Origin of the sequence: Streptomyces sp. NPDC058650, assembly GCF_042717315.1 — a bacterium.
Classification (GTDB): domain Bacteria; phylum Actinomycetota; class Actinomycetes; order Streptomycetales; family Streptomycetaceae; genus Streptomyces.
The window spans coordinates 1-17,274 of sequence record NZ_JBHXRL010000025.1; the positions used below are offsets into that span (position 1 = coordinate 1).

The following is a 17,274-nucleotide window of genomic DNA, read 5'->3' on the forward strand; positions in this document are numbered from 1 at the left end:
CAGGTTCGGTCCCGAGGACCGGGAGCTCGATCCGGGGCGGCTGGTGGCCGCTCTCGACGAGCTGGAGGAGGCGCGGACGGTGTGGCTCGCGTACGAGGAGCAGTTCGCCGCGCGGCGCCGGCGCGAGAAACACGACGGGCTGCGCGGGCTCGGCGCGGTCGACGACTGGCACCGGCGGGTCTGGGGCGGCAACGGGGTCGTGCGGTGCGGTGATCCGGCGGTGCACCCGTCGGATCCGCTGCCGGAGGTGCTGCGCCGGCTGATCGCCGCTCTGGAGGACGGCCCGGGCGAGCGGTGTCCGGTGTGCGCGGGGCCGCGGATCGGGTGGCGGGCGGGGCCGGGGACGGCGGACGCGTACGAACCGTGGCTCGGTCCGGTGTGCGGGGACTGCGGCGTGGGCGTCCCGCGAGCGGTGCTCACGTCGGGCGCGCTGGCCCGCGCCCGGGGGGACGTGCGCCGGCCGCTGGCTCCGGCGGCGTGACGCCCCCCTAGGCCCCCTCGGTGGGTCGGCTGAGCGGCATCAGCCGGGAGCCCGCCATCCGCTCGCCGAAGACGTCGTCGGGGTTGGAGAGGACGCAGTTCTCCAGGGACAGGCAGCCGCAGCCGATGCAGTCCGTCAGGTGGTCGCGCAGCCGGCCCAGTTGCTTGATGCGCTCGTCGAGCTCCGTGCGCCAGGCCGCCGAGAGCCGCGCCCAGTCCTCGTTCGTGGGGGTGCGCTCCTCGGGGAGACGGGCGAGCGCGTCGCGGATCGTGGCGAGGGGGATGCCGACGCGCTGCGCGGCCCGGACGAAGGCGACCCGGCGCAGGGTGTCGCGGCCGTACCGGCGCTGGTTGCCGGTGGTGCGGCGGCTGCTGATGAGCCCCTTCGCCTCGTAGAAGTGCAGGGCGGAGACGGCGGCCCCGCTACGCGCGGAGAGCTGGCCGACGGTGAGCTCGTGGATCTTCTCTGGAATCTGCGGCACCCGGCGAACCCTACTGGTCCGCCGGGAGCGGCCGTTGACAGCGGCCTGCGCACCCCGACATGCTGAGCAAGCGCTTAGATACCGAGCGGTATGTCGTAGAGGTGCGTCGTAGCGGTACGTCGTAGCGGTATGTCGTAAGAAGGGACGAGGAACATGGCCGAGCCGAGGATCTTCACCTCCGCCGAGGAGCTGCGCGCGGGGGTCGGCGAGCAGCTGGGGTACAGCGACTGGCTGGAGATCGACCAGAAGCGCATCGACCTCTTCGCCGACGCCACGGGTGACCACCAGTGGATCCACGTCGACCCCGAGCGCGCCGCCGACGGCCCGTTCGGCTCGACGATCGCGCACGGCTATCTGACGCTGTCGCTGCTGCCCCTGTTCGTCCCGCAGGTCCTGCGGGTCGAGGGCATGAAGATGGGCCTCAACTACGGCACCGAGAAGGTGCGCTTCCCCGCCCCCGTACCGGTCGGCTCGCGGCTGCGCGCCACGGCCGTCCTGACGAAGGTCGAGGAGGCGGGCGGCGGCGTGCAGGTGACGGCGGCGGTGACCGTGGAGCGCGAGGACTCCGACAAGCCGGTCTGCTTCGCCGAGTCGGTCTCCCGCTACTACTTCTGAACCCCGACCATCCTGAGCACGAGGTCGGCGTAGAGCGCGCCGACCTCGTCGGGCGTCCGGCGGCCCTGGGTGTTGAACCAGCGCGAGACGTCGATGCAGAGGGAGAGCACCGCGACCGTGGTGCCGGGCACGTCCGGCACCACGAACTCGCCCGCCGCGACGCCCTCGTCGATGATCCGGCGCACGGCGCCGTCGGACTGCCTGCGCAGCTCCACGATCTCGGCGCGGTGCTCGGGGCCCAGGGCGTCGAGCTCGTACTGCACGACCCGCGCGGTCGTGTGGCGCTCGGCGTGCCAGCGGACGAAGGAGTGCACGGCGTCGGCGAGCCGCTCGGCGGCCGTGCCGTCGCCGTCGGCCGCGGCCCGGAGGATCTCCAGGGCCTTGTCGTGGCCGATGCGGCTGATCCGGTGGAGCAGCTCTTCCTTGGTCTTGTAGTGGATGTAGAGCGCGGCCGGGCTCATGCCGGCGCGGCCCGCGATGTCCCGGGTGGTGGTGGCGTGGTAGCCGCGCTCGGCGAACGCCTCGACGGCGGCCACCAGCAGTCGCCGGGCCGCCTCGGGCGTGACCTCGCCCCAGGGCATGTCCTCGCCCCCGGGCGTCTCCTCCGCCGCGCTCATCGCACACTCCTTCTCGGACCCCGTCGGAACGAACACCATACAACGAGGGTGAGCAAGCGCTTAGAGATCGGTGGCCGGAGATCCGTGGCCGGAGCCCGGTGGCTCAGAGCTTCTGGAAGGGGTCGTGCTCGGCGAGGAGCTTCTCCAGCCGGGCCTGGTCGACCCGGCTGACGATCTGGCCGGCTTCCTGGCGGTCGCGGACGACCTTGGCGAGCGTGAAGGCCGAGGTCGTGAGGTAGAGGACCGAGACGGCGAGGAAGGCCCGCACCCAGGCGCTGGCCTCCAGCTGGTAGATGCCGATGGTCACGGCCGCGCCGGCGACCCCGAAGGAGATGACGGCCTGCATGTAGTAGGCGGCGGTGTTCTGCTGCTTGACCGGTGTGTCGCTCATGCCTGACAGCATCGGACGGATGTGGCCGGCGCCACATCCGTCCGCGTACTCAGCGAGGCCGGCGAGGTACTCAGTCGTCGGAACGCCGAGACCACGTCAGAACGCCGAGACTCCCGTCAACGCCCGCCCGATGATGAGCTTCTGGATCTGACTGGTGCCCTCGTACAGGGTCATGACGCGCGCGTCACGGAGCAGCTTGCCGACCGGGTACTCGTCGATGTAGCCGTAGCCGCCGAAGACCTGGAGGGCGTTGTTCGCCGCGCGGACGGCCGCCTCGGAGGCGTACAGCTTCGCCTTGGAGGCGGCGGTGGCGAAGTCCTGGCCCCGGTCGATCAGGTCGGCGACCCGCCACGTGAGGAGCCGGGCGGCGTCCACGTCGACGGCGATGTCGGTGATCAGCTCCTGCACGAGCTGGTATGAGGCGATGGGCTTGCCGAACTGCTCGCGCTCCCCCGCGTAGCGCACGGCGGCGTCGAGCGCGGCCTGGGCGATGCCGACGCAGCCGGCCGCGACCGACATGCGGCCCTTGGCGAGGGCGGACATGGCGACGGTGAAGCCCTTGCCCTCGGGGCCGAGCATGGCGGCGGCCGGGACGCGGACGTCCTCCAGGACCAGTTCGGCGGTGGCCTGGCCGCGCAGACCGAGCTTGCCGTGGATCGCGCGGCGGGTGAGGCCGGGGGTGTCCGCCGGGACGAGGAAGGCGGAGACTCCCTTGTGGCCCGGGGTGTCGCCGGTGCGGGCGAAGAGCAGGACGACATCGGCCCACGTGCCGTTGGTGATGAACATCTTGGTGCCGTTCACGACGTAGTCGTCGCCGTCGCGGACCGCGCGGGTGGTGAGGTTTCCGGCGTCGGATCCCGTGCCCGGCTCGGTGAGGCCGAAGCAGCCGAGCGCCTCGCCGGCGGCGAGCCGGGGCAGCCACGCCCGCTTCTGTTCCTCGGTGCCCCAGGCGGCGAGGGTCTTGGCGACCAGGCCGAGGGAGACGGAGACGATGCCGCGCACGGAGGAGTCGCCGCGACCGAGCTCCTCGGTGACGAGGCAGTACGCGAGGTGGTCGCCGCCCGAACCGCCGTACTCCTCCGGGATGGTGAGCCCGAGGAAGCCGACGGCGCCGAGCTTCCTGACGATCGCCCGGTCCACCTCCTCGGCGCGGTCCCACGCGACGGCGTGCGGGGCGACCTCGCGTGCGACGAAGTCCTCGGCGAGCCGCCTTACGGCTTCCTGCTCCTCGCTCAGTTCCAGATTCATCCGGTGCCACCCCAGTCGGCCATTTAATTACCACTGCTAGTTTTTGCTGTGCGGGCCTACTATGTGCGCCATGGCCCGACCGCGCAAGCCCCTGCTCAGCCGAGACCGCATCGTGGAGACGGCGGGTGCGCTCGTGGACGCGGAGGGACTCGCCGCGCTCTCCACCCGGCGGCTCGCGGCCGAACTCGGGGTGAGCGGCCCCTCGCTCTACAACCACTTCCGGACGAAGGACGAGATCCTCGACGCCGTCGCGGACGCGGTGAGCGCGAAGATCGACCTGTCGATGTTCGCGGAGACCGACGGCCGCGACTGGAGCACGGCGCTGCACGACTGGGCGGTCTCCTACCGTGCGGCGCTCGCCGACCACCCGCACGTCGTCCCCGTCCTCGCCCAGGGCCCCGGCCGCCGCCCGGCGGGCCTGCGCGTCGCCGACGCCGTGTTCGGCGCGATGGTCAGGGCGGGCTGGCCCCCGGCCCAGGCCACCTCGATCGGCGCGCTGATGCGGTACTTCGTCACCGGCTCCGCCCTCGGCTCCTTCGCCCGCGGCTTCGTCGACGACGAGACGGCCTACGACCCGGCCGACTACCCCCATCTCGGTCAGGCCCACCTCCTGGCCGAGCACCGCCAGAAGGTGGACGAGCGCGCCTTCGAGACGGGCCTGCGGGCGCTGCTCGACGGACTGCTGATCCAGTACGAGTCCCTGGTCCGGCCCGGGGCAGCAGGCGACGGTTCGGCGCCCGCCGAACCGTGAGTGCGGGACCCTGGGGCCATGGCAGCCAGTGATCTCGCCGCGCTCGCGGCGCTCTTCGCGGACGAGAGCCGCGCAACGTTCCTGCTCGCCCTGCTCGACGGACGGGCCTGGACCGCCGGGGAGCTCGCCCGCCACGCCGGCGTCGCGCCGTCCACCGCCAGCGAGCACCTCGGAAAGCTCGTCGCGGGCGGGGTGCTCGCGGAGGAACGGCAGGGCAGGCACCGGTACGTCCGCCTGGCCGACCCCGGGATCGCGCATCTCGTCGAGGACCTGGCGAGTCGGTCGGAGCCCGCACCGGCCGGGCCGCCCCGCTCGCTGCGGGCCGTGAGCGCCGGACGGGCGATGGCCCGGGGGCGCACCTGCTACGACCATCTCGCCGGGCGTCTCGGGATCGCGATCACCGAGGCGATGACCGTGCGCGGACTGCTGCGCCAGGACACCGGGTTCGCGCTCACGGACCGGGGCGTGGCGTGGTTCGAGGAGCTGGGCCTCCCTCTCGTACGCAAGGGGCGACGGCCCGTCGCGCGCGGCTGTCTCGACTGGACCGAGCGCAGGCCGCACCTCGCGGGCATCGCGGGCGCCTCGCTCTGCCGGCACGCGCTGGCCACCGGTTGGTGTGTGCGGATCGGGTCCGAACGGGCGGTGAAGGTCACGGCGGGGGGCGAGGCCGCGCTGTACGAGACGCTGGGCATCGCTCCGGCGTCCCTGCGCTGAGCGCGGGCCCGCTCTCCGCTTCGCTCCGACGCCTCGTTCCGCCGGTCTCGTTCCGCCGGTCTCGCTCGGCGGGTCTCGCTCGGCCATCTCGCTCGGCCGGTCTCGCGCCGCTGCCCCCTTCCGCCGGTCCCGCGCCGCCGCCCCGTTCCGCCGTCTCGCTCCGCCGTCTCGCTCCGCCGGTCTCGCTCGGCCGTCTCGCTCCGCCGGTCTCACCCCCGCCGGTCTCACCCCCGCCGGTCTCACCCCCGCCGGTCTCACCCCCGCCGGTCTCACCCCCGCCGGTCTCACCCCCGCCGGTCTGCGCCGAGCCCGACCGGCCTACCGACCGACCAGCCGACCGTCCACGTCGCGATATTGCGGTGAACGCCGAACCGTCCGCGCCCTACGGTCGGGCCATGCAGAACCGAACCTCGCGCCTCGCGCTCGCCGCCGCCGGTGTCACCGTCGTCCTCTGGGCATCCGCCTTCGTCTCCATCCGCAGCGCAGGGGCGGCCTACTCCCCCGGCGCACTCGCCCTCGGGCGGCTCCTCGCCGGGGCCCTGGTCCTCGGCTGCGTCCTGCTGATCCGGCGCGAGGGGCTGCCTCCCCGGGCGGCCTGGCGCGGGATCCTGATCTCGGGGCTGCTCTGGTTCGGGGTCTACATGGTCGTCCTCAACTGGGGCGAGCAGGAGGTCGACGCGGGAACGGCGGCGATGGTCGTGAACGTCGGACCGATCCTCATCGCGCTGCTCGGCGCACGGTTCCTGAAGGAGTCGCTGCCGCCCCGGCTGGTCGCGGGCATGGCCGTCTCCTTCGCGGGCGCGGTGGCCGTGGGCCTCTCCATGTCGAGCGACTCCGGCTCCGGCGCGCACGCCTCGGTGCTCGGGGTGGTGCTCTGCCTGGTCGCGGCGGCGGCGTACGCGGGCGGGGTCGTGGCCCAGAAGCCGGCGCTCGCGCACGGCAGCGCGCTCCAGGTGACCACCTTCGGCTGCCTGGTGGGGGCGGTGGCCTGCCTGCCGTTCGCCGGGCAGCTGATCGAGGAGGCGGGCCGGGCCCCGCTGTCGGCGACCTTGAACATGCTCTACCTGGGCGTGTTCCCGACCGCGCTCGCCTTCACCACCTGGGCGTACGCCCTGGCCCGTACGACCGCGGGCCGGATGGGCGCGACGACGTACGCCGTACCCGCCCTCGTCGTCCTCCTCGCCTGGCTCTTCCTCGGCGAGCTGCCGGGACCGCTCACGCTCGCCGGGGGCGCGCTCTGCCTGGCGGGCGTGGCCGTGTCCCGTTCGCGGCCGCGGACGGTCACCGGTCCCGGAACGGCCGAATCCACCTGACAGACGACAGCCATGGTTCCGGTCACTTCGCGGGCGGGTCCCACTCCGTACCGGCCCGCGACCTGGGAGGGGGACGCCCGTCAAGCTCCGTTTCCGGCCCGAGGGGCCGGACGAGACGTCTCGCCGCCGCCCGGCCGGATAGCTTCGAGACCGTCACAGAAGCGAGCCGGACCATCACGTTCTGGCACCTTCTCGTATACCCACGGGGGAGCTCATGGCGATGCAGCAGAGGGCGGAACGGACGAGACAGGAGATCCTGTCGGCGGCCGCGCTAGTCTTCGACGGACTCGGCTACGAACGCGCGTCGCTCGCCAGGATCGCCGGCACGGCCCGGGTGACCACCGGCGCCCTCGTCTTCCACTTCGCGACGAAGGCGGACCTGGCGGCCGCCGTACGAGGGCGGGCCCACGCGGTCACCCGGACCACCGTCGAGTCGGCCTGCCTCTCCACGGAGGGCGTGGGCGGCACCGCGATCGACAAGCTGATGCTCACCACGCACGCGCTGATCCGGCTCTTCGAGACCGACCACGCGGCACGGGCGGGCGAGCGGCTGGCCCGGGAGCTGGACGCCGCCGACCCCTGCCCTTGGCGCCTCGAAGTCGCCCGGCTCGCCCGGTACGCCGCCGCGGAGCAGGCGTTACGCCCCGGAGTGGACGCGACGGCGGTGGCGGCCCTGATCGGCTACGTGATCACCGGCGTGGAGCTGGAGATGCGGCGCTCGCCGAGCACGGCGGCCGACGACGAGACCTGGCCGCCGACCGGGACCGGCGCCATCCTCGGCCCGGCCGAGGAACGCCTGTGCCGCATCTGGGAGTTGATCCTGCCGGGGCTTGTCCACCCGGCCGCCCGGCGACCGCGGGGCCCGGCGGCGACGGTCAAGACCATCGCCACGACGTTCCCGGCGCCGACGACGTTTCCGGCCACGGCGTCCGCGGTCGCGACCCCGGCCGCTACGAACACGGCTCCGGCCGCCACCGCGGCCCCCGCCGCGCCTTCGGCCCAGGAGCCAGGCGCCTCGCCCGCGGCGCCGTAACCATCACACCGTCAGTTCCCGCTCCCGGAGCGCAGCAGCTGGCGGGCGAAGGCCGTCAGCGAACGGCCGATGCGCTCGGTCGACAGGCCGAGTTCGTGCCGCTGGAACCGAAAGAGCTCCGGCGCCAGCGGGCTGAGCACGATGTCGATCATCGGGTCCGGATCCTCCACCCCGTGGTCGACGAGCAGCGTGCGGACGTGCACGCGCCAGAATCCGTACGCACCCGTCCTGAAGCGCGCGGGCCCGGTCTCCGCCCCCAGCGCCAGCGGCAGATGACGCTCCAGCAGGTCGAGCATGGCGAGATAGAACGCCGCGAGCCGCTCCCCCGCGGGTGCGCCGGGACCGAGCGGCGGCGGCCCGTAGATCAGCTGGCCCTGGAGCAGGCGCTCGTGCTCGTCGAGCAGCGCGACGGCCACGGAGGGCGGGTCGGGGAAGCTCCGGTAGAGCGTGGCGCGGCCCACGCCGGCTGCCTTGGCGATCCGGTCCATGGTGACCGACCGGGGGTCCTGCTCGGCGAAGAGCTGCTCGGCGGCGGCCAGGATCTGGGCGCGGTTCCGCTCCGCGTCCGCGCGCCTGCGCGGCGCGACCTGCTGTTCGTCCACCGCCTGAAGATCACCGAGGAGCCCGACCCGGTGCACGGAGGAGGCTCCACGGCCTCGCTGCTCGTCGTCGCTCATGGACCAGACCCTACTTCCCTTCGCGATAAGTGGACACCTTGTCCGCTTGGGTTGTTGCGTGCCATGCTAAACGGACTCAGTGTCCACTTATCTGCTCGTCATCCCGCCCCAGGGAGATCCAGATGCACACCGCGCTCCTCGCCGCGGCCCTGCTGGTCGGCTGCCTCCTGGCCGTCCAGGCCTCGGTGAACCTCCAGCTGAACTCCGCCGTCGGCACCCCGTACGGCGCCTCGACCATCCAGCTCGGCGTCGCGACCGGGCTGCTCACCGTGCTCGCGGTGGCGGCCGGAGCGCTCGGCGCCCTCGGCAGACTGCCCGACGTGGAGGCCTGGCAGCTGCTCGGCGGGCTGGCCAGTCCGCTCTACATCACCAGCGGCATCCTGCTGTTCCCCCGACTCGGCGCCCTCGCCGCCGTCGGACTCTTCGTGACCGGCCAGATGTTCGCCTCGCTCGCCCTCGACCTCTTCGGCCTCCTGGGTCTCGAGCGGCAGGACCTCAGCGCCGGGATCGTCATCGGCGCCCTCGCCGTCCTCGCGGGCATCGTCGTGATCATCCGGAGCATGAAGACGACGGCCCCTCCCGGCGCCCCCCGGGTGTCGAGCGCCGGGCGCACCGGATGGCTCGCCCTCGGCGTCCTCGCCGGAGCCGTCCTGCCGGTACAGGGCGCGGTCAACGCCCAGCTCCGAGCCCAGCTCAAGGAGCCCCTCACCGTCGCCGTGATCAGCTTCGCCGTGGCGACCTTCACGATCGCCGTCGTCCTGCTCGTGCTCCACGCGACCCGCCGCACGCCGAAGCCGAAGATCGCCCCGCTGAGGAAGATGCCCTGGTGGGGCTGGCTCGGTGGCGCGTGCGCCGCCGCGTACGTCACCGGGACCTTCCTGCTCATGCCCACCATCGGCGCGGCGGTGACCATCGCGCTCACCGTGACGGGGCAGCAGCTCACCTCGGCGCTGATCGACCACAAGGGCCTGTTCAAGCTGCCGCAGCGCTCGCTGACGAAGCCGCGCGCCCTGGGCCTCGTCCTGCTGATCGCCGGCTCCCTGACCATCCAGCTCGTCTGACGCGCTCCGACTCTCTCCCCGCCCGACTCTCCGACCGAGGGACGTGCCGTGAAAGCCACCTACACCGCAGGGCCGGACATCCACGTCCTCCCCTCGGCGCTGCCCCTACCGGACCTCGGCGATCTCGACGAGGCGGAGTTCTTCCACGGGTTCGACGTCCTGAACCGGGCCATTGCCCCGTGGACCGCGCCGGCCGACGAGGCGACGTTCCTCCGGCCCGTTCGCGAACTGGCCGCGCTGCGTCCCGCACGGCTGCTCAGCGCCCACGGTCCGACCGTCCGCGAGGAGGCCGTACCGCGGCTCTTCGAGGCGATGGCCCGCATCCCCTCCCTGCCCGCCCGGCTCCCCGGCGCCGACCTCGATCTCGAGGCGGCGCTCGACGCCCACGAGCCCACCACCGGCTGAGCCCCGCCCGGCCGCTTCCGAACCGAGGAGAACCATGCCCGACCCGACCAGCCCCGACCCGACCAGCCCCGACCCGAGCACCCGTGTTCCGGCCGCCTTCGACCCGGCCACCGTCGACCTGACCCCGCCGCGCGGAGTCGTCACCGTCTTCTCCGACATCTGGTGCTCCTTCGCGCACATCGCCATCCACCGCCTGCACGCCACCCGGGCGCGGCTGGGCCTCGTGGAGCAGGTCTCCTTCGACCTGCGGGCCTTCCCGCTGGAACTGCTCAACGACGCTCCGAGCCCGCGCCCGGGCACGGACAGCGAGGTCGCCCGGATGGCCAGCCTGGAGCCGGCCGCCGGCTGGCAGCTGTGGCAGGCCAAGGACTGGCTCTACCCGTCGACGACGCTGCCCGCCCTGGAGGCGGTGCTCGCCGCGAAGGAGCAGAGCCTGCACGCCTCGGAGCAGCTCGACCTCGGGCTGCGCCGGGCCTTCTGGGCGGAGTCGCGCTGCATCAGCCACCGCAAGGTGATCCTGGACGTGGCCCGGGACAGCGGCGCGGTCGACGTCGACGCCCTCGGCGCGGCCCTGGACGACGGCCGGGCCCGCCGGACGCTCTCGGACCACGCCTCCGTGTCCCGTACCGACCGGGTGAACTGCAGCCCGCACCTGTTCCTGTCCGACGGCTCCGACCACGCCAATCCGGGCATCGACGTGAGCTGGGAGGGCGGCTACGGCATCGGCTGGCCCGTCATCGCGTCGGACGACCCGAAGGTGTACGAGGACATCCTCTTGCGGGCCGCCACCGAATAGTCGCATTCACGGCCGAGCAGGGTCTCGTCCTCGGCCCGCACCGCCTTCGCCGGGCGGTGCGGGCCGCACGCGTGCGTCAGGGAAAGATCACCAGGGCCCGGCCGCCCTTGCCCGCGAGCATGTTGTCGAAGGCCGCCGGGATGCCTTCCAGGGTGATCCGCTCGGTGACCAGGGCGCCGAGGTCGAACCGGCCGGCCCTGATGTGCTCGGCGAGGACCGGCAGGTCCACGGCCGGGTTCGAGTTGCCGTAGACGCAGCCGGCCAGGGTGCGGCCCCAGTGGAAGAGTTCCAGGGCGTGGAAGGTGACCTGCTGGTCCTTGCCGCCGATGCCGACGACCGTGGTGCGGCCGCCGCGCCGGGTGGAGTCCCAGGCGGTGCGGATGGTGACGGCGCGGCCGACGCACTCGACGGCCACGTCGACGCCCTGGCCGCCCGTCAGCTTCCGGATGTCCTTCGCCGTCGCCTCGGAGGCGACGACGTACTCGGTGGCGCCCGCCGCCCTCGCCAGGGCCTCCTTCTCGGGGGAGACGTCGACCGCGACGATCGTGGACGCGCCCGCGATCCGGGCGGCCTGGAGCGCGGCGAGGCCGACGCCGCCGACGCCGAACACCGCGACGGACTCGCCCTCCCTCACCCGCGCGGAGTGGTGCACCGCGCCCCAGCCGGTGAGGACGGCGCAGCCGAGCAGGGCGGCGTCGGTGAGCGGCACGCCGTCGGGGACGGGCAGGACGCAGTTCGCGGCGACGACCGTCTCCTCGGCGAAGGCGGCGACGTTGAGTCCGGGGTGGAGCTCGGTGCCGTCCTCGGTGCGGGCGTGGATGTTCGCGGTGCCGGTGAGGGCGTTCGCGCAGAGCCAGACCTCGCCGAGGGAGCATGGGTGGCAGCTGCCGCAGGACGGCGCCCAGTTGAGGACGACGCCGTCGCCGGGGGCGATGTGCGTGACGCCCTGGCCGACCGAGACGACGGTGCCGGCGCCCTCGTGGCCGAGGACGGCCGGGACCGGCACGCGCATGGTGCCGTTGGAGAGGGACAGGTCGGAGTGGCAGACGCCGGCGGCGGCGAGCCGGACCCTGACCTGGCCGGGGCCCGGCTCGGGGAGTTCGATGCCGGTGATCTCCAGGGGAGAACCGACGGCGGGCAGGACGGCGGCGCGGATCATGCTCACGTGCGGTGCTCCTCGGGGACTCGGAACGGTCGGAACCATCAGAACGGCCGGACGGTCGGACAGTCGGAACGACCGGAACGGTCGGACAGCCGGAACGGTCGGACAGCCGGAACGGTCGGACAGCCGGAACGGTCGGACGGTCGAAACGGTCAGAACTGCAGGGACTTCGTCTGGAGGTACTCGGCGAGGCCGTGCGCGCCGAGCTCCCGGCCGACGCCGGACTGCTTCCAGCCGCCGAAGGGGGCCAGCGGGTTGAACCGGCCGCCGTTGATGTCGACCTGGCCGGTCTCCATGCGGCGTGCGAAGGCGACGGCCTCCGCGGGCTCGCCCCAGACGGCTCCGGCGAGGCCGTACTCGGTGCCGTTGGCGATGGCGAGCGCGTCGGCCTCGTCCTCGTACCGGATGATCGAGACGACCGGGCCGAAGATCTCCTCGCGGGCGATGGTCATGTCCGGGGTGACGTCGGCGAAGACCGTCGGGGAGACGTAGTAGCCGGTCTCGCGCGGGGCCTCGGGGCCGCCGGCGACGAGCCGGGCGCCCTCCTCGACGCCCTTCTCGATGTAGCCGCGGACCCGCTGCTGCTGCTTGGCGTTGACGAGGGGGCCGACACGCTCGCCGGGGACGTACTTGGCGACGGCCTCGGCGGCGAGGGCCACAGCCTCCTCGTACCGCTCGGCGGGGACGAGCATCCGGGTCCAGGCGCTGCACGTCTGGCCGGAGTTGGACATGACGTTGGCGATGCCGACGGCGACGGCCTTGGGGAGGTCGGCGCTGGGCAGGATCACGTTGGCGGACTTGCCGCCCAGTTCGAGGGCGACCCGCTTGACGGCGCCGCCCGCGAGGGCTCCGATGCGGCGGCCGACGGCGGTGGAGCCGGTGAACGAGACGAGGTCCACGTCGGGGTGTTCGGCGAGGGCCTGTCCGGCGACCGGGCCGAGGCCGGTGACCAGGTTGAAGACGCCGGCGGGCAGGCCCGCCTCGTGCGCGGCCTCGGCGAAGAGCTGGGCGGTGAGCGGCGTGTCCTCGGCGGGCTTGAGGACGGTGGTGCAGCCGGCGGCGAGCGCGGGGGCGACCTTGGCGACGATCTGGTGGAGCGGGTAGTTCCAGGGGGTGATCGCGGCGACGACGCCGACCGGCTCGGCGTAGACGGTGGAGTTGCCGACCTTCTCCTCGAAGGAGTGGGTGGCGGCCAGCTCGGCGTACGTGCCGGCGACCGCGATCGGCAGGCCCGCGTGGACGGCGGCGGCGAGCTGCGGCGGGGCGCCGAGCTCCGCGGTGACGGTGGCGGCGATCTCCTCCGCGCGGGCGGCGAGCGCGTCGCGCAGGGCGGCGATGCGGGCGGCGCGCTCGGCGGGCGGGGTGGCGGCCCAGCCGGGGAGCGCGGCGCGGGCGGCGCGTACGGCGGCGTCGACGTCCTCGGCGGTGCCCGCCGGGACGTGGCCGATGACCTGCTCGTCCGCCGGGTTGATCACGGGGATGGTCTCCGCCGAGGTGGCGGGGCGCCACTCCCCGCCGATGTACATCGCGTCGTGGGCCTTCATCCGCTGCCTCCTCACCTTGCCGACTCGCGTCGCCGACCGGACGTTACCGATGGGTTCGCCGTTCCGACCCAAACTAGCGCTGTTAGTTTTCAGGCGCCAGGGTCCCCGGAGTGCCCCAGGTCTCAGTACCGAACCGATCGTGCCGCCCCGGCGCCGGCCCTGTCCACGGACACCCCGCACAGCCGTACACCCCCGGAACTGGCGGAAGCCTCCTTGCACTGGGGCCCCGGCCCCGGCCCTCCGGTAATTCCCCAGCAACGGCCCGGACCCGGCGCCCCCGACCGAGCCCGCCCCGCCTCCCCCAGGGCCTTCCCCCAGGTCCGTACGGGGGTGGGGACGCGCTCACCGTCACCGCCGGCCAGTCCCTCGCCCACGCCCTCGATCTGGACGCCATGCCCGCGCACGCCGTCACCGGACGGTCCGGGACATCACCGGGACGCCGCTGAAGGGCGCCACCGCCCGCTTCACCGACGCCCTGCTCGTCACCGTCCTTGACGGCGCCACGGGCCGGACGAGCCCCATCTCCTCGTGGAGAAGGTGGCGGAGGCCCGGGAGCTCGCAGGGACGGCAGTGCGGGACTCGGAGTCGTACGCCGTGTGGTGCGCTCCGTACGCTCTGGTGGCGCTCGCCCGCGGACGGGTGCGGGAGGACGAACCCGGCGGGAGCGGGCCGCTCGACCCGGCCGAGCGGACGGCCGTGGCGCAGGGTGACCACCAGGCCGAGTACGAGGTGCGGTCGGCGCGGGCCGCCGCGCTCACGGCGCTCGGCCGGGAGTGGGAGGCGGCGGAGTGCTTCGACCGGGCGGCCTCCCTGGCGGAGAAACTGCCGTATCCGGCGGGCGCCCACCGGGTGGCGGGAGCCCGCCGGAGCGGGGAGAACGACGGACCCGGACAAGACGAGGGACGCGGGGAGAGCGACGGACGCGGCTGGGGTCCGTCGGTCAGATCGTCCGGTCGATGCCGGTGAGGTGGGCGAAGACGACGATGTTCGCCTCGTAGCCCGTACTGCGGTCGAAGGATCCGCCACAGGTGAGCAGCCGCAGTTCGGGCCGCCCTGTGGCGCCGTACACCTCCTTGTCGGGGAAGTCGGCCTTGGCGTACGTCCGGACGCGGTCGACCGTGAAGACGGCGACCCTGCCGTCGGCGCGGGCGACCCGGACGGTGTTGCCGGGGCTGAGCGAGTCGAGGTTGAGGAAGACGGCGGGCCCGCTGCGGGTGTCGCGGTGACCGACGACGACGGCGGTGCCGCGCTCCCCCGGGGTGGCACCCTTCGCGTACCAGCCGACGACGTGAGGATTGTCGACGGGTGGGGTGGCGAGCCGGCCGGCGCCGTCGAGACCGAGTTCGGTGACCGGGGCCTCGATGGTGATGGCGGGGACGGCGAGCGCCGTGGGGCGCGACCGGGCCAGCGGCTGGGGTGGCGGTGCCGGCCGGGGCGGGGGCGTGGCCTTGGGGAGCGCCCTGGGCTTCGCCTTGTGATCGAGGGCGGCCGGGGCGCCGGCCGCCGCTCCCGCCGCGGCCGGGCCTGGTGTGACCGGTCCCGCGACGAGGGGCGGGTCGGCCGGTTCCCCGTCCGCGGCCCACCAGGCGCCCCCGGCCACCAGGACGCACGTCACCGTGACGGTCCTGGTGAGCCGGAGGAGTCGCCGGTGCCGGCGCGTGAGGCGGGGCCGGGGCGTGAGGCCGGACCTACGCGGCGCCATTGTCGCGGCGGCGCGAGCGACGGATCATGACCAGTCCGGCCGTGCCGGCGAGGCCCGCCACGACGGCCGCCCCGATGCCGAAGGTCGAGGAGTCCTCGGCGGCGATCGGCGCGCTGCCGCCGCCGCCCGCGCCGACCGGGCCGTGCGGGGGCTTCCCGTGACCGTTGCCGCCGGGGCCGTGGCCGTTGCCGCCGGAGGTCGGCGGGTGGGTCGGGTTGGTGACGACGTCACCGGGACACTCGACCTTGAAGACCTTGTGCTTGCCGGCCCCGTTCTCGCCCTCGAAGGTCCAGACGAGCTTGTACTGGCCGTTGGGCAGCGACAGCGGCCCAGTGTGGCCCTTGCCGGTGGCGAGCGTGATGTGGCCGGTGAGGCTCGGGTCGTCCGCCTTGGGTGGCTGGGGGGTGATCTCCCAGTCGACTTCCTGGAGCGTGTCGAAGTTGAAGGCTGCGAGGTAGAACTTGCAGACCTTCGGCTCGTTGCTCTGGTCGTCGAAGGGCGTGCCGACCTTGTGGATCTTGACGTCGCCGTTGTCGCCGGGCGCTGCGAACGCCGAGGGCGCGCCCGCGAGGGCGAGGCTGCCGAGGGCCAGCGTGGCTGCGGCGGTGGCGGCGAGAGGGCGGCGGGTGCGAGCGGTCATGCGGGTTCCTCCGGAAGGAGTTCGTCGGACATTTCAACCGATAATCCGACTATCAGTCACCGAATGAACACGGAGGGTGGCGACATGCGCGCGCCGCCCTCCGAAGTCGCCCGTCCGGCCGAGCCCCGGGCCGATCCCGAGCCCCTCCCGGGCCCGAACGCCCTCCCGAGCCCCGTCCCGAGCCCCCTCCCGGGCCCGGCGCGGGCCCGCGCCGGGCCTCAGATGATCCCGAAGAGGATCCCCGCCGCCAGCACGACCAGCGAGGTCAGCGCGGCCCACTTCACCGTGAACCGGGTGTGGTCGCCGAACTCCACCTTCGCCATGCCGACGAGGACGTACACCGCGGGCACCAGCGGGCTGGACATGTGGAGCGCCTGCCCGACCAGCGAGGCCCGGGCGATCTCCAGGGGCGACACGCCGTGGGCCGCGCCGGCCTCCGCGAGGACCGGCAGCACGCCGAAGTAGAAGCCGTCGTTCGACATGAAGTAGGTGAGCGGGAGGCTCAGCACGCCGGTGACCACGGCCATGTGCGGTCCCATGCCCTCGGGAATGGCGCCGACGAGCCAGTCGGCCATGTGCTTGACCATGCCCGTGCCGGTGAGGACCCCCGTGAAGACGGCGGCGGCGAAGACCATGCCCGAGACGTTGAGGACGTTCTCCGCGTGGGCGCCGATACGGGCCTTCTGCTCGGCCATGTCCGGGTAGTTGACGGTGAGCGCGAGAGCGGCGCCGAGGAGGAACAGCACCGGGATCGGGAGCAGCTCCATGATCATGGCGGTGAGCAGCACGATCGTGAGGCCGGCGTTGAACCAGTACAGCCTGGGCCGGAGGGTCGCGCGGTTCGGGTCGAGACCCTGGAAGCCGTCGCCGTCGCCGTCACCCTCGCCCGCGCCCGCGCCGGAGTCGCCGACGGACTTCTTCGGCGCGTTCGCGTCCGCGCCCGCCCCGCCGCCGGCCGCGACCAGTACGGTCTCGGTCTCCGGCACCAGAGCCTCGTCGAGCGTGAGGTAGCCGATGCGCCTGCGCTCGCGGCGCCCGAGGACGTACGCCAGGGCGAAGACGAAGAACAGGCCCACGCCGAGCGCGGGGATCATCGGTACGAAGATGTCGGCGGCGTCCAGCTTCAGCGCGGTCGCGGCGCGGGCCGTGGGGCCGCCCCAGGGCAGGGTGTTCATGACGCCGTTGGCGGTGGCGGCGACACCGGTCATGACGACGAGACTCATGCCGAGCCGCTTGTAGAGCGGATACATCGCCGAGACGGTGATCATGAAGGTGGTGGAGCCGTCGCCGTCCAGGGAGACGATCGCGGCGAGCACCGCCGTACCCACGACGACGCGCACGGGGTCGGCCTTGCAGAAGCGCAGGATGCCCCGGACGATCGGGTCGAAGAGGCCGACGTCGATCATGACGCCGAAGTAGACGATCGCGAACATCAGCATCGCGGCGGTCGGCGCCAGCTTGCCGACCCCCTCGATGACGTAGTCGCCGAGCTGGGCCCCCTGCCCGACCGCGACACAGAAGAGCGCGGGGATCAGCACGAGCGCCGCGATCGGCGACATCTTCTTCATCATGATCAGGACCAGAAAGGTCGCGATCATGGCGAAGCCGAGGACGGTCAGCATGGAGGACACCTCACGTTCACC

At 73.2% G+C, this 17,274-nt stretch carries 20 protein-coding genes; 10 read left to right on the forward strand and 10 right to left on the reverse strand.

The genetic code is table 11. The annotated features are described in order from the left end of the window. Positions 1 to 481, forward strand: a 481-nt coding sequence (locus ACFWWU_RS32030; protein ID WP_384150846.1) for a hypothetical protein, incomplete at its 5' end; no start/stop codon positions are given. A 7-nt stretch (positions 482 to 488) separates the two neighbouring features. On the opposite strand, the gene soxR is transcribed toward ACFWWU_RS32030, so the two are convergent. Further along, entirely contained in the window at positions 489 to 962 is a 474-nt protein-coding gene (soxR, locus tag ACFWWU_RS32035; RefSeq protein WP_384150849.1) for a redox-sensitive transcriptional activator SoxR, read from the reverse strand. 153 nt (positions 963 to 1,115) lie between these two features. Between soxR and ACFWWU_RS32040 the strand changes: the two genes are divergently transcribed. Next, positions 1,116 to 1,577, forward strand: a complete 462-nt coding sequence (locus ACFWWU_RS32040) for a MaoC family dehydratase (RefSeq protein WP_384150852.1) — start codon at positions 1,116 to 1,118, stop codon at positions 1,575 to 1,577. On the opposite strand, the gene ACFWWU_RS32045 is transcribed toward ACFWWU_RS32040, so the two are convergent. The 3 genes from ACFWWU_RS32045 to ACFWWU_RS32055 all read right to left on the reverse strand — a co-directional run bounded on the left by ACFWWU_RS32045 (position 1,568) and on the right by ACFWWU_RS32055 (position 3,833). Next, on the reverse strand, positions 1,568 to 2,194 hold the full coding sequence (locus tag ACFWWU_RS32045; protein WP_384150855.1) for a TetR/AcrR family transcriptional regulator: 627 nt from the start codon (positions 2,192 to 2,194) through the stop codon (positions 1,568 to 1,570). The genes ACFWWU_RS32040 and ACFWWU_RS32045 overlap by 10 nt on opposite strands. A 103-nt stretch (positions 2,195 to 2,297) precedes the next feature. Continuing rightward, positions 2,298 to 2,585, reverse strand: coding sequence for a YiaA/YiaB family inner membrane protein (locus ACFWWU_RS32050; RefSeq protein ID WP_384150858.1), 288 nt, complete (start codon positions 2,583 to 2,585; stop codon positions 2,298 to 2,300). A 96-nt stretch (positions 2,586 to 2,681) separates the two neighbouring features. Further along, positions 2,682 to 3,833, reverse strand: a complete 1,152-nt coding sequence (locus tag ACFWWU_RS32055; protein ID WP_384150861.1) for an acyl-CoA dehydrogenase family protein — start codon at positions 3,831 to 3,833, stop codon at positions 2,682 to 2,684. Between the two features lie 70 nt (positions 3,834 to 3,903). Here ACFWWU_RS32055 and ACFWWU_RS32060 point away from each other — a divergent pair, with 70 nt between their 5' ends. From ACFWWU_RS32060 to ACFWWU_RS32075, 4 genes are all read left to right on the forward strand, one after another. Then, complete coding sequence (locus ACFWWU_RS32060; RefSeq protein ID WP_384150864.1) at positions 3,904 to 4,584, forward strand: TetR/AcrR family transcriptional regulator; 681 nt, start codon at positions 3,904 to 3,906, stop codon at positions 4,582 to 4,584. 18 nt (positions 4,585 to 4,602) lie between these two features. Then, positions 4,603 to 5,298 (forward strand): ArsR/SmtB family transcription factor, encoded by a 696-nt coding sequence (locus tag ACFWWU_RS32065; RefSeq protein WP_384150867.1) that lies wholly within the window; start codon positions 4,603 to 4,605, stop codon positions 5,296 to 5,298. A 395-nt stretch (positions 5,299 to 5,693) separates the two neighbouring features. Further along, the gene (locus ACFWWU_RS32070) at positions 5,694 to 6,611 is read left to right on the forward strand and encodes a DMT family transporter (RefSeq protein ID WP_384150870.1); all 918 of its coding nucleotides are present in this window, start codon (positions 5,694 to 5,696) and stop codon (positions 6,609 to 6,611) included. A 214-nt stretch (positions 6,612 to 6,825) separates the two neighbouring features. Then, on the forward strand, positions 6,826 to 7,644 hold the full coding sequence (locus ACFWWU_RS32075; protein ID WP_384150873.1) for a TetR family transcriptional regulator: 819 nt from the start codon (positions 6,826 to 6,828) through the stop codon (positions 7,642 to 7,644). 11 nt (positions 7,645 to 7,655) lie between these two features. Here the strand turns inward: ACFWWU_RS32075 and ACFWWU_RS32080 are convergent, their stop codons facing one another. Continuing rightward, positions 7,656 to 8,321, reverse strand: coding sequence for a TetR/AcrR family transcriptional regulator (locus ACFWWU_RS32080; protein ID WP_384150876.1), 666 nt, complete (start codon positions 8,319 to 8,321; stop codon positions 7,656 to 7,658). Between the two features lie 122 nt (positions 8,322 to 8,443). On the opposite strand from ACFWWU_RS32080, the gene ACFWWU_RS32085 reads away from it, so the two are divergent. Genes ACFWWU_RS32085 through ACFWWU_RS32095 form a run of 3 tightly spaced genes read left to right on the forward strand, consistent with a single transcriptional unit; the run spans position 8,444 to position 10,583 of the window. Next, positions 8,444 to 9,382, forward strand: a complete 939-nt coding sequence (locus tag ACFWWU_RS32085) for a DMT family transporter (RefSeq protein WP_384150879.1) — start codon at positions 8,444 to 8,446, stop codon at positions 9,380 to 9,382. Between the two features lie 48 nt (positions 9,383 to 9,430). Beyond that, entirely contained in the window at positions 9,431 to 9,787 is a 357-nt protein-coding gene (locus tag ACFWWU_RS32090; RefSeq protein ID WP_384150881.1) for a hypothetical protein, read from the forward strand. Positions 9,788 to 9,821: 34 nt separating this feature from the next. Continuing rightward, the gene (locus ACFWWU_RS32095) at positions 9,822 to 10,583 is read left to right on the forward strand and encodes a DsbA family protein (RefSeq protein ID WP_384150884.1); all 762 of its coding nucleotides are present in this window, start codon (positions 9,822 to 9,824) and stop codon (positions 10,581 to 10,583) included. Positions 10,584 to 10,659: 76 nt separating this feature from the next. Here the strand turns inward: ACFWWU_RS32095 and ACFWWU_RS32100 are convergent, their stop codons facing one another. After that, positions 10,660 to 11,742 (reverse strand): Zn-dependent alcohol dehydrogenase, encoded by a 1,083-nt coding sequence (locus tag ACFWWU_RS32100; protein WP_384151162.1) that lies wholly within the window; start codon positions 11,740 to 11,742, stop codon positions 10,660 to 10,662. A 155-nt stretch (positions 11,743 to 11,897) separates the two neighbouring features. After that, positions 11,898 to 13,289, reverse strand: a complete 1,392-nt coding sequence (locus ACFWWU_RS32105) for an aldehyde dehydrogenase family protein (protein ID WP_384150887.1) — start codon at positions 13,287 to 13,289, stop codon at positions 11,898 to 11,900. A 528-nt stretch (positions 13,290 to 13,817) separates the two neighbouring features. Between ACFWWU_RS32105 and ACFWWU_RS32110 the strand changes: the two genes are divergently transcribed. Next, complete coding sequence (locus ACFWWU_RS32110) at positions 13,818 to 14,255, forward strand: hypothetical protein (protein ID WP_384150889.1); 438 nt, start codon at positions 13,818 to 13,820, stop codon at positions 14,253 to 14,255. Here ACFWWU_RS32110 and ACFWWU_RS32115 read toward each other — a convergent pair. From ACFWWU_RS32115 to ACFWWU_RS32125, 3 genes are all read right to left on the reverse strand, one after another. Next, a complete protein-coding gene (locus tag ACFWWU_RS32115; protein ID WP_384150892.1) occupies positions 14,230 to 14,991 on the reverse strand; it encodes a class F sortase in 762 nt (253 codons plus the stop codon). The genes ACFWWU_RS32110 and ACFWWU_RS32115 overlap by 26 nt on opposite strands. After that, positions 14,978 to 15,631, reverse strand: coding sequence for a hypothetical protein (locus tag ACFWWU_RS32120; protein WP_384150895.1), 654 nt, complete (start codon positions 15,629 to 15,631; stop codon positions 14,978 to 14,980). Before ACFWWU_RS32120 ends, ACFWWU_RS32115 begins: the two co-directional genes overlap by 14 nt. A gap of 218 nt (positions 15,632 to 15,849) precedes the next feature. Beyond that, the gene (locus ACFWWU_RS32125; protein WP_384150898.1) at positions 15,850 to 17,253 is read right to left on the reverse strand and encodes a CitMHS family transporter; all 1,404 of its coding nucleotides are present in this window, start codon (positions 17,251 to 17,253) and stop codon (positions 15,850 to 15,852) included. Between the last annotated feature and the right edge of the window lie 21 nt (positions 17,254 to 17,274).

Bases quoted from the DNA above. Each gene is read 5' to 3' on its own strand.
- ACFWWU_RS32040 (WP_384150852.1), top strand. From the start codon at position 1,116: ATGGCCGAGCCGAGGATCTTCACCTCCGCCGAGGAGCTGCGCGCGGGG.
- ACFWWU_RS32045 (WP_384150855.1), bottom strand. From the start codon at position 2,194: ATGAGCGCGGCGGAGGAGACGCCCGGGGGCGAGGACATGCCCTGGGGC.
- ACFWWU_RS32050 (WP_384150858.1), bottom strand. From the start codon at position 2,585: ATGAGCGACACACCGGTCAAGCAGCAGAACACCGCCGCCTACTACATG.
- ACFWWU_RS32055 (WP_384150861.1), bottom strand. From the start codon at position 3,833: ATGAATCTGGAACTGAGCGAGGAGCAGGAAGCCGTAAGGCGGCTCGCC.
- ACFWWU_RS32060 (WP_384150864.1), top strand. From the start codon at position 3,904: ATGGCCCGACCGCGCAAGCCCCTGCTCAGCCGAGACCGCATCGTGGAG.
- ACFWWU_RS32065 (WP_384150867.1), top strand. From the start codon at position 4,603: ATGGCAGCCAGTGATCTCGCCGCGCTCGCGGCGCTCTTCGCGGACGAG.
- ACFWWU_RS32070 (WP_384150870.1), top strand. From the start codon at position 5,694: ATGCAGAACCGAACCTCGCGCCTCGCGCTCGCCGCCGCCGGTGTCACC.
- ACFWWU_RS32075 (WP_384150873.1), top strand. From the start codon at position 6,826: ATGGCGATGCAGCAGAGGGCGGAACGGACGAGACAGGAGATCCTGTCG.
- ACFWWU_RS32080 (WP_384150876.1), bottom strand. From the start codon at position 8,321: ATGAGCGACGACGAGCAGCGAGGCCGTGGAGCCTCCTCCGTGCACCGG.
- ACFWWU_RS32085 (WP_384150879.1), top strand. From the start codon at position 8,444: ATGCACACCGCGCTCCTCGCCGCGGCCCTGCTGGTCGGCTGCCTCCTG.
- ACFWWU_RS32095 (WP_384150884.1), top strand. From the start codon at position 9,822: ATGCCCGACCCGACCAGCCCCGACCCGACCAGCCCCGACCCGAGCACC.
- ACFWWU_RS32100 (WP_384151162.1), bottom strand. From the start codon at position 11,742: ATGATCCGCGCCGCCGTCCTGCCCGCCGTCGGTTCTCCCCTGGAGATC.
- ACFWWU_RS32105 (WP_384150887.1), bottom strand. From the start codon at position 13,289: ATGAAGGCCCACGACGCGATGTACATCGGCGGGGAGTGGCGCCCCGCC.
- ACFWWU_RS32115 (WP_384150892.1), bottom strand. From the start codon at position 14,991: ATGGCGCCGCGTAGGTCCGGCCTCACGCCCCGGCCCCGCCTCACGCGC.
- ACFWWU_RS32120 (WP_384150895.1), bottom strand. From the start codon at position 15,631: ATGACCGCTCGCACCCGCCGCCCTCTCGCCGCCACCGCCGCAGCCACG.
- ACFWWU_RS32125 (WP_384150898.1), bottom strand. From the start codon at position 17,253: ATGCTGACCGTCCTCGGCTTCGCCATGATCGCGACCTTTCTGGTCCTG.